Annotated in this window: 14 protein-coding genes; all 14 read left to right on the forward strand. The window is 37.0% G+C overall.

The window, feature by feature from the left end:
* The first annotated feature begins 176 nt into the window (after positions 1-176).
* The 14 genes from Q4591_RS17935 to Q4591_RS18000 all read left to right on the forward strand — a co-directional run bounded on the left by Q4591_RS17935 (position 177) and on the right by Q4591_RS18000 (position 14,114).
* Positions 177-1,154: a transposase gene (locus Q4591_RS17935; RefSeq protein WP_303462243.1), complete on the forward strand. Its 978-nt coding sequence runs from the start codon at positions 177-179 to the stop codon at positions 1,152-1,154.
* 401 nt (positions 1,155-1,555) lie between these two features.
* A complete protein-coding gene (locus tag Q4591_RS17940) occupies positions 1,556-2,263 on the forward strand; it encodes a hypothetical protein (protein ID WP_303462245.1) in 708 nt (235 codons plus the stop codon).
* Positions 2,264-2,352: 89 nt separating this feature from the next.
* Entirely contained in the window at positions 2,353-2,784 is a 432-nt protein-coding gene (locus tag Q4591_RS17945) for a hypothetical protein (protein WP_303462249.1), read from the forward strand.
* A gap of 110 nt (positions 2,785-2,894) precedes the next feature.
* Entirely contained in the window at positions 2,895-3,605 is a 711-nt protein-coding gene (locus tag Q4591_RS17950; RefSeq protein WP_303462250.1) for a hypothetical protein, read from the forward strand.
* On the forward strand, positions 3,605-4,078 hold the full coding sequence (locus Q4591_RS17955) for a hypothetical protein (protein ID WP_102531077.1): 474 nt from the start codon (positions 3,605-3,607) through the stop codon (positions 4,076-4,078). Before Q4591_RS17950 ends, Q4591_RS17955 begins: the two co-directional genes overlap by 1 nt.
* Before the next feature lie 122 nt (positions 4,079-4,200).
* Complete coding sequence (locus Q4591_RS17960; RefSeq protein WP_303462253.1) at positions 4,201-5,436, forward strand: hypothetical protein; 1,236 nt, start codon at positions 4,201-4,203, stop codon at positions 5,434-5,436.
* A gap of 92 nt (positions 5,437-5,528) precedes the next feature.
* A complete protein-coding gene (locus Q4591_RS17965; protein WP_303462255.1) occupies positions 5,529-5,771 on the forward strand; it encodes a hypothetical protein in 243 nt (80 codons plus the stop codon).
* Positions 5,772-5,789: 18 nt separating this feature from the next.
* Positions 5,790-6,227, forward strand: a complete 438-nt coding sequence (locus tag Q4591_RS17970; protein WP_303462257.1) for a hypothetical protein — start codon at positions 5,790-5,792, stop codon at positions 6,225-6,227.
* Between the two features lie 112 nt (positions 6,228-6,339).
* Positions 6,340-7,002 (forward strand): hypothetical protein, encoded by a 663-nt coding sequence (locus Q4591_RS17975; protein WP_303462259.1) that lies wholly within the window; start codon positions 6,340-6,342, stop codon positions 7,000-7,002.
* A gap of 142 nt (positions 7,003-7,144) precedes the next feature.
* A complete protein-coding gene (locus Q4591_RS17980) occupies positions 7,145-7,735 on the forward strand; it encodes a hypothetical protein (protein ID WP_303462261.1) in 591 nt (196 codons plus the stop codon).
* Positions 7,736-7,804: 69 nt separating this feature from the next.
* Positions 7,805-9,115, forward strand: a complete 1,311-nt coding sequence (locus Q4591_RS17985) for a hypothetical protein (protein WP_303462263.1) — start codon at positions 7,805-7,807, stop codon at positions 9,113-9,115.
* 78 nt (positions 9,116-9,193) lie between these two features.
* Positions 9,194-9,907, forward strand: coding sequence for a hypothetical protein (locus Q4591_RS17990; RefSeq protein ID WP_303462265.1), 714 nt, complete (start codon positions 9,194-9,196; stop codon positions 9,905-9,907).
* Between the two features lie 90 nt (positions 9,908-9,997).
* Entirely contained in the window at positions 9,998-12,022 is a 2,025-nt protein-coding gene (locus Q4591_RS17995; RefSeq protein ID WP_303462269.1) for a hypothetical protein, read from the forward strand.
* A gap of 67 nt (positions 12,023-12,089) precedes the next feature.
* Positions 12,090-14,114: an IPT/TIG domain-containing protein gene (locus Q4591_RS18000; RefSeq protein ID WP_303462271.1), complete on the forward strand. Its 2,025-nt coding sequence runs from the start codon at positions 12,090-12,092 to the stop codon at positions 14,112-14,114.
* The last annotated feature ends 58 nt before the right edge of the window (positions 14,115-14,172 follow it).

Below are 14,172 nucleotides of genomic sequence, written 5' to 3' on the forward strand. Positions count from 1 at the left end.
TAAATGGCCTTACGAATATCCTGAGGATAATTGAAAAACGTATTTAAGTTGTGCCAATGATTATGCCATGACTTGCTAAGAATAATATCAAGAATAATATGGCCACCCATTCCAACTGGCTAAATATCAAACTCTCTACTAGGCTTTAGTTATTGTTTAAAACTTGGTGACTTAAGATGGCCAGACCTAGAAAAACACTCGTGAGTTTAGAAGATACGCCTTACTACCACTGTTGTACACGTGTGGTACGTAAGGCTTTTTTGTGTGGGTTTGATAAGTTGACCGGGGAAAACTTTGAACATCGTCGTGAGTGGGTTGATTTACGCATTATTGAATTGGCGACAATATTTGCGATTGATATTTGTGCTTATGCGGTGATGAGTAATCATTTACATGTGGTGCTTAAAGTCGATGTGGATAAAGCAACAGAATGGTCTGATATTGATGTGTTAGCTCAATGGCATAAAGGCTTTAAAGGCACCTTGTTGACTCATAAACTTGTTAAAGGTGAAAAACTCGATGAGTTTGAATTAAAGACAGTTAATGATTGTATTGCGCTATATCGAGAGCGATTAACCGATATTAGTTGGTTTATGCGTTCCTTGAGTGAACCCATTGCTAGAATGGCCAATAAAGAAGATAAGTGTACAGGTCGTTTTTGGGAAGGGCGGTTTAAATCTCAAGCCTTGTTAGACGATGCCGCCGTACTTGCCTGTATGGCTTATGTGGACTTAAATCCAATTCGCGCCAAGATGGCAGCAACACCCGAAACGTCAGATTACACCAGTATTCAACGTCGCATTAATTCTGCTATAAACGGTGAGCAACCAAAAGCGTTGCTTCCCTTTGTAGGTAATGAACGTTTGAATATGCCTAAGGGATTAATGTATAGCGTAAAAGACTATATTGTGTTGGTTGAAGATACTGGGCGAATTATTCGAGAAGATAAACGCGGTGCCATTAGCTCGAGTAGCCAAGCTATTCTGAACAGACTGAACATTCCTGCTGAAAACTGGTTAAAAATCACCACAGAATTTGGCGCGTTATTCAAAGGTGCAGTAGGGGCTTTACCTGCATTAACAGATTATTGTGAGCATGTAGACCGTAAACGACGACAAGGTGCAGCTAACTGTCAGCGCTGGTTGTGCGCTTAATAAATCATTTCTTAATTTCAAATAAAAGCATTTCCCCCACTTGATCGATATCAAGCTTTCCTGCTTAGTTGAATTTGGTTTATTAGTTAATTTTGGCGACTAATGATGAAACATTCAGTCCTTTGGTAGGGAATATCCCATCAGTAAATGAATGTTGGTGTTGGCAACTCAAAACGAAATGCACTATGTTATTATTTCAGAATAATGGGTGGCTATATATAAGTCTTGTAATTACTATGTAGTTTCAATCGTATTAAAACGAAATGGTATTTTAGAGACACACCTTTATAGGTGTAACTCAAACAAGTGAGCTTTCTGATGATGAAGGTTCACTTTTGATTTATATGTAATAATATTTTTATTTTATTAAATTATTATGAAATTGAAATGGAACTTTTATTTTGAATAACTTGCATCATTTACTGACTGATAATCGTTGGTTTTATAGCAGCATTAGCAGAAAATATCGCAATATTAGCCCAGATAAAGTCGTCATCTTACCCATCACCTGGGGAGTTATGCGTCTGCCATTTAAGAATGAAGTTAAGCTAGCTTCGCTATTGGCGTTCATGTTACTCGTTTGCTTTGGATTATTGAATTTAACAGTGACTGCGCTAGTGAATGATTTTCAGGTGTTTACAGAAAGGGAAACTGAGGCACTGTATGGTGTCAGCGTCCCCTTAATCACGTTATTGTGCTTAGTTATTTATTATCAACTTAGAGTAAAAACATCACTACGGAGTGTGGGAGTCAAACCCGCCGAGCTTAAGCTTAATAAGCAAATAGACATTGCAGCAAATCATATTACTTTCCCTCCTTTTGTCGCTCAATTAGGAGTCGATAAATCAATCGCCAATAAATTGTTAAGTACCAATACAATGCTTTTATCTAAGGATAAAATTGTACGAATAGATGTTAAATGGTATTCGTTTTATGCTTCAGATAATGGTGGATCGATGAAGAAAAACCAGATTTATTCGTTTGAAATAGCATTACATGATGGCCAATGCTTTGAACTGAACAGTTGGGCATTCCCGTATTCCAGTTTATTGTATTTACTGATTAAGTTTAATTACCCTGTAGTGTTGAAAGATATAAGCAAGGAATAAAAGTCACAAAGGTTTGCTGCCGTATTTAACAATAATAACTTGGCCACTCCTGCTAGATGCTTGGTTTTATAATATAAAAAGGATGTTACATGCTCTTAAGGAATAAGATTGTTTTTCTTCTCGCCCTATTACTTGGCAGCCAAAGTGCTTTGGCAAACAGTGATGAAAATCTTGATAACCAGTTAATCCAGCGTTGTCTTAATAGTTTTGAATTTATTGAGCAACAAGATGTACAAGCCTACATGGCCGAAATGCCAGCTGAACATAATGTTGGGCAGGAAAAGCAATTACAGAAAATACTGAATCGCTCACATAAGCGCTGGTTTGAAAGGGGAAAAACTGAACCTATACAGGTCTTGGAGGTAACTTATCATCAGCCTAGTGATATTAAGAAAGAACGTTTTGGCGCAATCGAAGAGGCTAGGATTAAGCTATATATAGTTGGTGACACATTTACTGCTTATGCTAATTGCAAGTACCTAAGAACTTCTAATGGCTGGTTTTTGTTTAAATTACCCTAAAAAATTGTGTCAATAAATATGCAGAAATAACATGGCGAATCATTCTAATTGTTTGCTTCGAGTGTTGTTTGAAACGGTATGCTACTCATTTTATGTGTTAAGGATGACAATTGAAGTATTCAGAATTATCTAGAAAAGCCCAGTGGCATATATCGTCAAATGGCCTTCCATTAACACTTAAATTAGCCGCTAAAAATCACTACTTAATTCGTGGTATGTCTATCATTTTATTAGTGCCACTGTGTGCAGCAATAGTTATGGCGATGACACTTGAAAATGGTGAACAAACTTATTATATATTTGTGGTGCTTATACTGAGTGTTTTAGACTTTATACTCTGGTCGTTGAGACAGAGCTTAGTGTTAAATATGGCAACACAAACTCGCTATATTGAATTAAGCTTTTTAGGTCATAGCCTCACAAAAACCGAGCAAGCGAGTATTCATAATACAGAGTTACTTCTTCGTCGTAGCAGTTCAGACCATAAGCAGTTTGAAATGAAAGTACATCGCTCAAGTTATCCTGTTGGTACGTTAACTGAAACGATTCAGGCTGTGATGTTTATCTCGAATACCTTTAAATTAGCCGCTACCGAACAAGTGAGTCACTTTCCTCAAATTCTGCCGCTTGAAGATAGCCATTTATCAAAGCCCTCACAGGAGCTTCAAGTCAGCAACCCGCTCAATGACGCAAACGTTGCGACAGAAGGCATTTGTATAACCCCGTTATGGCAGCCTATTACCTTGGCAAAATTTTTATTGCCCTTGCCCTTTTTCTTAATTTTAGGTCTGCTTATTAAACTTATAGCAGGAGGGTTGTGATGATTTTTAAACAAATGACGCCGAGTCGGGCAGTGATAAAAAATAGGAAGCTTGATGCTATTAGCCGAAAAGTATTTGGTTTGATTGTTCTTCTTATTGTCATCACCACAGCATTATCAATCGGAGATGAGGAGTATGGTTTTGTTGTTATTTGGGCTTGTGGTGCGCTCTTTAGCTGGCACTTACTATTTACTCAGCGGCAAGTGAGCATTGACCTTGTTAGTCAGCAGATTATAACTACAGTCAGCTCAATATATCCAATTACAGAACAGAGTATCAATATAAATCAAATTACTGCTTTTAGAGTTGATAAAGACTCGCGGGGGGGGAAAGGTTATAAATTGATGATTCTGTTAGGTCAAGAGGCGAAACCCTTTGGGTTTCAATTTGGCAGTATCCATTCAATGAATGCTATGGCAAAACAGATGTCTTTATTTTGTGATAAACCATTAATTAGTTCATCAGTGATATGACTTATTCATTTACGGTTTCTCTAGTTACAATAAAGTATTTACTGATTGATATTCGTAATCGGTATTATAAAATGAATCGATACAAGCAGTGATGCAGCACGTTAAAGCGATAAAGGAATAAGATGTTTAGTAAGATAACAGGGACGTTATTGAAAACCGAGTCATCATTTTCAATTATTTCAGCGTTTGAAAAAATGAAGTGGGTGTTTTTATTTTTAAATCTTATTCACCTTGTGCTGGGAACGATTCTATTTACGCTTTCAATTGAATCAGTTGGGCGTTTAATCATCAGCATATTGCTGATATTGATTGCCTTCAGTTATCAGCGACGATGGTGCTTTGATGCTTCACGCAAGGTGCTGACACAGTTTCATGGTTTCAAGCTCGGTATAAAGGCTATTTATACGATTGCGCAGCAGGAGTTTGATTACACAAACATTAAAAATATCGAGTTAAAAAAAGTTCATCATGCCAAGCAAGTGATATTGCACCTCAAAGACACTGAGCACACTCCGCCTCCTAAGCAGGCTTCAATATCGCTTAAAGTGAAAACCAATAAAATATCTGCTGTAGTGCAACAACTGCGCACCCATTTAGCATCCCAAGGGCTCAATGTGATTGGTCAATTTGGTAGTACTAACAGCAAAGAGTGGCCTTCTTTTGGCTCTGTGTCGCTTGACCAGGACACAGTAAAGGCTTTTATTGGAATTAACTTATTTAATAATCCAGTAATGAGACAATTTCCGGTTATATTATTTATGCTGCCGTTGCCTTCTCAGTATTTTCATCGAGTTTGGATCCCCAGTTATATCAGTAGCATACTTGCTTTGTTTATTGTCTATTCTAGTCAGAATGTTATCGCTGCTATTGTAGTGGGTCTTTTTGGCGTCGGGGTGTCGGCAGTGAGGCGAAAGTTGATATGCGATAAACACTATACATTTGGCTACCCCCCAATTACTGACATTGTTATCAGTGAAGAGTATTTAGCTATCCCAGCTGTGTATTTTGAAAACAAGCAAGCTAAGCAGATAAAGAAAACCGATATTCAATCAATTGATATTGAATGGAACTGGTATAAAAATAATGGTGGTGAACTTAATGAGAGATACAGCGAACCTTATGTGTTTAACCTGAATATCGATGTTAAAAATGAAAGTCGCTTGGTATTAGCCGGGCAGTCATTTGATAGTAAAAAATTCGTTATCGCTTTATGTGAACTGGGTTATAACGCCACACTGACACAAATTACTAAAACCCCAATGGCTTGGCGTTATTATATTTTAGGCCCACTTGTCGTGTTCCTTTTAGGGGTGATTGGCTATGGGCTGTATATGGCTTATTTTCGTTTGATTGCATAAGTATGACTCTTTAAAAATGGGCGGCATGTTAAATTGGATAACGAAGGATTGAATTATACCAATCTCTAACGCCTGGTGAGTATGAAGTGCTCATGACCGCGAATGATATACCAGATGAACGAGGTACATATTATGTATGTTTTTCTGATAATGTAGAAATACTTAACGGTAGCCCTGTTACTGCTAAAACGTTACTAACAAATCAGGGTGACCAGGCAAGGTGGAATATAAGAGTATCAGCTAGCGAAGGTAAAACTATCTCTAATTGTATACAATCTTCTATCACACCAAGTCAGCAAGTTTTTGGAAACATTAATCAATCTGTAATTGATTAACATTAAAAGGAAATTGAGTTGAAAAAATTATATTTAATTGCAGCTTCACTATTACTTAGCACCAATGTTGCAGCAGCTAAATTTGAAGAAGATTTGCAAAAAAGGTGCGTTAATATTGTTAATTACATGTTAAGTGGCGATGTAAACTCGGTAGTAGATTATTTTTACCCAGAAACTCAAAAAAATCCTAAGTTTATTAATTTTCAAGAAAAAAGAAAATTAAAATTTACTAAGAGATATGTTAAAGACAGAACAGTTGAAAGCATTGTTGGAGTTAAAACTATAACAGAGCCTAACCCTAAAAGTGATAGTAAAGGTGCTGGATTTAATATTGTGGAGCAGCTCTCTGTATTAACTCATGTTCAGTTCTCTGGAGAGAGTTCACCTAGTGAATTCAGTTGTTCATTTGGTCGTGAGAAAGAGTCAAATAGCTGGTTTCTGTTAAATGGCTTTTAGGCTTTTTTGAGGTTAGCAGAGTAAGAATAGTAGATTACAAATATGTTCTACTATTCTTTTTATTTCTAATTGGTTTCTAATTGGTTTCTAATTTATTTCTAGTGAAAAGCTCATGCCTTGGTTAATCAAACGACTGCAAAAATACAATAAAAGTGAATCGTTATTAGTACAATCAGGCGATAAGTCTAAAGCAGAGATGTCCGCTAACTTAATCGTGTGGCCTTTATCTTATAAAACCTGGGCTTTGATATTTTTTTGTCTAATAGGTATTCCCAGCGGGCTTATATACTTCAACACAACAGAGTATTTTGGGGAAATAACTCTTACAGCAGTAGTACTAATACTGATTAAGCATTTAGTTTCTCACTTCAAAATGGGCCTAAAAGTAAAGATAACGAAAGATGCCATTGAATTGCCAGATGAGTTGGTGACAAAATCAGCAAGCTATTTTCAAATGAGTAGGGTTGATGCAATTCATATACAACGTTTTTTCTATCATCATCACTACAAAAAAAAAGATGCAATAGTTAAGTCAGTAATGAAAGCTGAAATAATGACGCATGTTAGATTGATATTAAATACAGGTGAAAAAATCAATCTGTCACGGGTTAATTGTATCGCACTGCCTGAGTTGGTTGAATACATTGTGGCCCACCACTCCCCTAAGATTCGATATTACTATCCAATGCCATTGAAGTTTTTAGGCGTACTATTTTTACTATACATAGGGTTTCTTACATTATTCGGCATCTATGGTTATCCAAGTTATTTATAACGAGAATCCGCAAGGTAGCAATAAACGTTAAGCAATACTGGTGATTGCGAAAAATAACAATATGACTAACAAGGTTACCCATTCTTAGTGTTATCATTTCGTTAATGCTGCAAAAAAGATTAATAAATAAAAAGGATTTTAAATGAAACTTATAAAACACTCTGTGTTATTGGCTGTACTCACAACAAGCAGTTTTGCATCACTCGCAGGGAACCAAGCCGCGATCGCCTCGTTTGATGCCAAAACATTGCCGATAACCGAACGTAGCCAAGTCATAACCGATAAACAGCTAGCGCTTATGGAAGAGTTCAATCGAATGACAGAGGCGCAGACTAGCGCCATTGGTATGTTTAAAAGCGGCAAAGTACAACAGTTACAACAACTCGGTGAACAAACCTTGGTTGAGGCGAATAAGTTTGTCGATGAATATCAGATTTTTTTAAGTCAATTACCCGAAACATCGACGTGTTACGTACCTGAAAATGTCACCGAATATCAACGCATGATAGCTGAAATTACGGAGGCGAATTCAGCCTTAAGCACATTAGCATCATCGGTGGGTGATGATGAAATGGGCGCAACCATGGCAATGTTAAACGTGCAAATGCATGCCGGCCGCATCAGTTCGTTAGTACAAATGTTCCAGATGGTGAAAATGTGTTATATGACAGATGCTATGGGACTGACTAAAGCAGATGTAGAACGCAGAAAGGCGCAGCAAAATAACAACTAAAACGAGCTACTAATAATAAAAAAGGTATTACAAAAGGTATTACCAAAGCGACTCAAGGAAGAGAGATAAATGAAGGCTACGACTTTATTCATGTTACTGGGATTACTCCCAAGTGCTGCTAGTGCAACATGCCAGATAGAATTTGAAGTACAAGGTGATGTAAACCCCGATATTGAATACACGCTCACTTATGATTATAAATTAATTTCAAAAAACTATGACATTGGTAAGTTAACTCCTTTTCAAAAAGTTGAAATTGATTTCACTCAATGCCCAGAGCAGCGACATGCCGACTTAACCCTTCATTACGTTGCTGAAGGGGTAAAACAGCTTGCCTTTGAAACACGCTATTTCCCGCAACAAAAAGCAGTTGTGTTTAGCCATGCTAATACGTTGGCTTATCGGTCTTGTGTAGGATGTAAGTCAATTCAATATGGTGCAGTTATTGAAGTCATCAAAGCACAGGCCATGGATAAGGAACTTGGTGAACTTATTGCGCAACAAGCAGATTATTTAAATTATGACCGTTATGCTGATGTGAGAGCTGTATTTGGCGACAAGGTAAGGACAATTGTTCGAGATGTGAAAGAGTTAGCTTATATTGTGCCACCTAACATTGGTGTTATTGAGAATACAGGCCCAAGTGCTCGCGACATGACTCAACAGTGGCTTAATGTGCTTCTGCCTAACAAAGCCTTCGGTCATGTGCTAAAAGCGAGATTTACGAATTATCCTGAGAAGGGTAATAAAGCTTTACAAAGCAAAGTTGAGCAAATATCAGATCGCTTTTTCTCTAAATTATTCAAAGTCTCCAGAGGTGTTAAATCTGCTGAAGATTTAAGTCGTCAAGTGAATACTTTACTAGACCCTTTAAGAGCTTCGACGGATCAATCGATAGTTAATTTGGTATCTGAAATTGAATCAGCTCTTGAAGAATCTATAGATTTAAATCAAAAGATTTCCATGGTGACTTTTTCTAAGGGAGAGTTAAATCAACCTACCCCTGACATGATTGAAACTATTCCTGCTAACTGGTTTCGTTTACTGCACACCATTCCAGCAGAAACCCCTGAACAATTAGCCATGTTTTCAGATCAATTTAGAGCAGATTTTCTCACTAAAATACAAAATCGTGATGACAGTTTAGAGCCTTATATTGCAGCCGCTGTTAAAAAATACGGTAAAGCTATGCGTTATGCATCGATGGGCAGCACAAATAAAGACAAGGCGGCTTACAATGCGCTAATCGCTGAAATAAAAGGCAAAGAGACCAGGTTGATCAACAAGCTTTTTAGCCTAATTGATATAGACGCAGGCTATGAAATTCAATGGATTTTTGAGCATGATAGTTGGAAGCTAGATCGCTTTATTTTATTGTAAATAAGTCATTATTCATAATAATCACCACAAAATTGATAAAGCAGCACCTAGTACTGGTGCTGCTTTTTAGGGTTCTATATGCAAGAAAAACTTACAGTCGATGATGAAACTTGGTTTGGTTCAACTTACTTTAAAGGCATAAAACAACTTAACTCAGCGAGTCATATCACGCTCAAAATGAACTCATTTTTTTATCCATTAAAAGTGAGGACACAGTTAGTATTATCTGCTGGCTTACTGCTGATGGGGTTACTGCCTTTTGTTACACCTGGCGCTATATCGATGTATCCAAAATTTCCGGAGATTCCATTAATCGTTGCCATTATTAATGTGTGTTTGGTTCCAGGTAGTTTGCTATTACGTCATTATTTAATTAAGCGCCAATATAAAATAGAGACTCCACAACGTTGCCATATTAGTGCTGCAACAATGTCATTACCGATAAACAGCTTGGTTAATGAGCCTGATGGGCAATTAGAATTATCCAAAGGTGATATAAAACAAGTGGAAGTTATTTATAATGTCCAAACCAATAGCGGCAATTCTATTCGTACCGTGTATCAAGTTAATATTAACTTAGTCTCGGGTAAAGTATTAAATTTGGATGTGTTTCATTATCCATTAAAGAATATTTTCTATTTATTAGTTTACTTTAATTACCCAGTGACATTAACTCAGCGACGTTGGACCATGAAATATCAGTTACATGTGGTGGTATTAATTTTTCCAGTATTAGCACATCTAGCCTTAACAAGTCTGATGGTATTATTGGTGTCACCGTTCAATTTATAGCAAGGCTTTATGTAAAAGCTTATTCGCTTTTTCGCAAATAAGTATCGACAGAATAATGGATTAATTTACGGTTTTATAGGGATATAAACAATGAATCAAATAGTTTTACGGCTGGCAATAGTGCTAATTGCAAGCCTTGGGGTTGTCACGAGTCATAGTGCTTTCGCCGCTAAAGAAGCATCCCCTAAAATGGGTAGCTGGGAAAACAAAGACGAAGATGGTGACGGTATACCTGATGAGCAAGATGACTATCCGTTTGATGCGAATCAGTCTTCATATAAATCAGCATATGAAAAAGAGTTTAATAATAATGTTAGTCAAGCTAACCGTGTTGGCTCAGTTCCATTTCGAGTTCATGGAACAATTAGTGAATCGCGAGACATAGATGATTTTAAGTTTTCAGTTTCAGAGGCGCAGATATTAGCTGACAGCGTCTTTACTTTTATTTTATATAAGGATAATCAAAAGTTTGTCCCGAGCATGGTGGTCATAAAAGATGATGGCAATGTGCTTCAGGTTCCACATTTGCCAATAGCGAATGTGGGGAGAATTGGCAGTGCGATTTCTTTTAAACCTGTCACACAAGGCAATTACAATATAAGTATTACAGACTTTAATGGTAATAACGGTATAGATTTCACTTATGCACTAGAGGCATTTGTTGATCGAGATATTGATGGCATAGCAGATCTGTTAGAACCAGCATTAGGGATAGATTCTACCATTCAAGATACTGATAGTGATGGTATTTTGGATGGGAATGAATTCAATGTATTTGCAGATAAATCATCACGTGATTTAGATGTTGATCGTGATGGGATACCTAATTGGCTTGATACTGATTCAGACGGTGACGGTATTTTAGATAAGTTAGAAGGCTCTAGTAATGCTGATGCCGACCACTACCCTAATTTTGTGGATGTGGACAGTGATAATAATACTGTCTCAGATAATGAAGACTTTGATGATGTAATGGGTTATTCACAAGACTCAGATGACGATTCAGTTCCAGATTATGCAGATTTAGATGATGATGGTGATTTACTGTTAGATATTAATGACAGTGATTCAAAACTATCTATAAATATGATTGATAAGAGTGTAGATAAGGCCGTTAGGATTAAGACTGTTCAATCAAAAATAAATGGGTACCCAGCAATCAATAAAATTATGGCTGATAAACCTACTTTTATTTATGGCAATAATTTTGATACTGCAGCAGAAGTTATTATTGTTTTAAATAAGCTAGACAATAGTGGAAAAACGACAAATATAAAAGTTAACCCTAAGTCCGAAAAACAGATTGAGTTTATTACTCCTGATTATGGTGATATTGCTTTTGGTGGAGAAGATGTTGACATCTTTGTTGTTATTGGAAGTAAGCGTACAGAGAAAATACGCACTCGATTACTCGACCCAAAGACCCCTCAATTACATTCATTAACCCCATTGACTGCTGAGGCAGGAGAAGTTATTACCATTCATGGTCAGCACCTTGCGCCAGGTACAAAATTGGTTATAAATAATGCTGTTTATTCGCTAAAAAAACTGCGTGCTAAATCTGCACAATTTACGCTTCCCCAAACTGTGACTAGCGGTCATGTATCACTTGAAAACCAATATGGAATAAGTGAGTCAATATTTTTGAATATTGGCAAAGTGCAAGATATTGTGATTAAGGCTCCTGTTCAATTTAATCAAATGACAGGTCCTTTCAGGCTTTCTATGGTCAAAGAAACGTTTACCAATTTAAGTGATATTCAGGGGTATAAATATCCAATTCATAGCGCTAAACCTGATACTTTGCTGGTTTCAAATGGCAGTCACATAAGCTTTTTACGAGCGATAATGTTGCCTTCTGACCCGCAAGTTGTTTTTAGTTTAGATTCTACGATTAAGGCCATGGCGTTAACGAGTTTTATTAGAGGGAAAAATGAAACCGAAGTAAGACGTGCTTTGGAAGTGTTACCTCAATTAGCCAGCTACAAAGCTTTGCGCGATTTTATTTTACATGGAATAGAGACTGATATAGAGGCAACGTTCGACTTAGGCAATATGAGCGTAGCTGTAAAAATTTATGATGTAAGCGAAGAGTTAAAGCAGCTTAATCTGTAGACTAACTGTTAGCTATTAAAATAACGTATAGAAGATGGAATCACCTAGTTTTATAAGGATATAAACAATGAATCAAATAGTTTTACGGCTGGCAATAGTACTTATTGCAAGCCTTAGTATGGCTGAGTGTCGACTTGCTATAGCTGCACAAGGGGCTAACCAGCAGTTTGGTAGCTGGGAAAATAAAGACGAAGACCGTGATGGCGTGCCAGATGAGCAAGATGACTATCCGTTTGACCCATCTAAAAATGCATTCTTGCTATTAAATGAAACTGAACAAAACAATCTTGTTGAGACCGCTGATAATGTAAAGGGAGCGTTCTCTGTTCGTATCGCCGGTAGCTTGCCGAGTTCAGGCGATACAGATGTATTTAAATTGATATTTCCTAAAGGCCAGTTAACGCCAAATGATCGACTCAGTTTCATTATCACTTCGAATCATAATCATTTTTACCCTACGGCTAATCTATTTGATAAAAATGGCCGTCAACTTAGCACTTATAGGAAAGATAATCTTAAACCCATCAATGGATTAAAGTATCGATTTACCTACATCCCCAAGGGTAATCAAATTGCTTATTTGAGCGTTTCATCATTAAGGCAGAAAGGTAATGCCTCTTATACCGTAGAAGTGTTTATCGACAACGACGTAGACTTTATGGACGACATAAAAGAGCGAGCTTTAGGCATGAACCACAACCGAGCTGATACTGACGGTGATGGCATTTATGACGGTTACGAGTACTTTGTCTATCAAAATGGTCAACTCAATACAGATGTTGATAATGATGGGGTACCAAACTATTTGGATGATGACTCTGATGGTGACGGTTTACTTGATAAGCTTGAATTATATAGTGATTTTGATAATGACAGCTTAAGTAATTTTGTTGATATTGACAGTGACGGGAACAATATTACTGATGAAGTTGAAGCGAGTAATGTGAATAAACCGTTAGATACAGACCTAGATAGAACGCCAGATTATATTGATTTAGATGACGATGCTGATGGCGTTTTTGACGTTTATGACAATCATCGGGTTACTCATTTTGAACATTCAGAACCGCATTCTGGAAGTTTAAAAGTGTACGGCGTGAATACAATGCTAAGTGAGCAGACGCAACTTAGGCAGCAAGCAATGCAAGGTCAATTAATTTCAATATCGGGTACTTTTGCAAAAAATACGCAATATACAGTGGTACTGCATATTAGTGGTGAGCTATTTAATGAAAAAGTGATGACCGATGACAATGGTAAGCTGACATTAACAATACCTAAATTGAATGAGATTCAAACCCGTGTGTTGTCCAGTAGTGTGTTTGTGTACGCTGAAGATGGAACCAACAGTAACACTAGTCAGTTTGATTTATTGGTGCCTCAAACCCCGATAATTTTGAACTTTGAGAATAGAAGTTATGCCAAAGGTGAAGCGATAACTCTTAAGGGCTGGAACTTTAGCCCTAATACAACAGCTTGGTTCGGTGATATTAATGTCAAAGCCAGTCAGTTTACTAGCAGTAAAAAAATTGAATTTGTCATTCCTGAAAATATCAGTGAATTCAATATTCGGCTAAACAATGGCTGGGGAAAGGGCAACAGTCAGGCTTTAGTCATTAAGAATGAATTTTCGGTTCAGCTATCGGTGCCAAGTTCACTGTCTAGTCAATATGACCGCTTGTATTATGATGATGCCAATGGCGACACCACAGAGTTTAATACTTCTGGCATCACTAAGGTTAACTTGCCAGGCCTAAGTGATCCTTTTTTAATTTTATCAGTTAAGAAAAATGAAGAGTACATCAGACTATTTACTTTACCGATTGTCGGAAACGGCCTTCAAACAGTCTCACTAGATAGCAGTATATTTGCTTTTCTTACATTCGGTAATGCAGAACTAACGCTTGAATCTATGATGGCGAATGATAAATACCCTGAGCTGTATGATTATGTTTATAGCCAATTAAAAAAGGATATCTACTTCTTTCAATTTAGCGATGCTAATTCTCAAAATGAATTTTTTAGTAAGTTACGAGAATTTGTTAACGCATTACCTAAACCTAAGCGCCGTGGGCCAAGAATAAACAGTTAGAGGTGGTTTTGTTAAGCAAAACAAGATTACTTAAGGATAGAAAATAAAATATGGAGAT

This window comes from Shewanella sp. 3_MG-2023 (assembly GCF_030548765.1).
Lineage (GTDB): Bacteria > Pseudomonadota > Gammaproteobacteria > Enterobacterales > Shewanellaceae > Shewanella.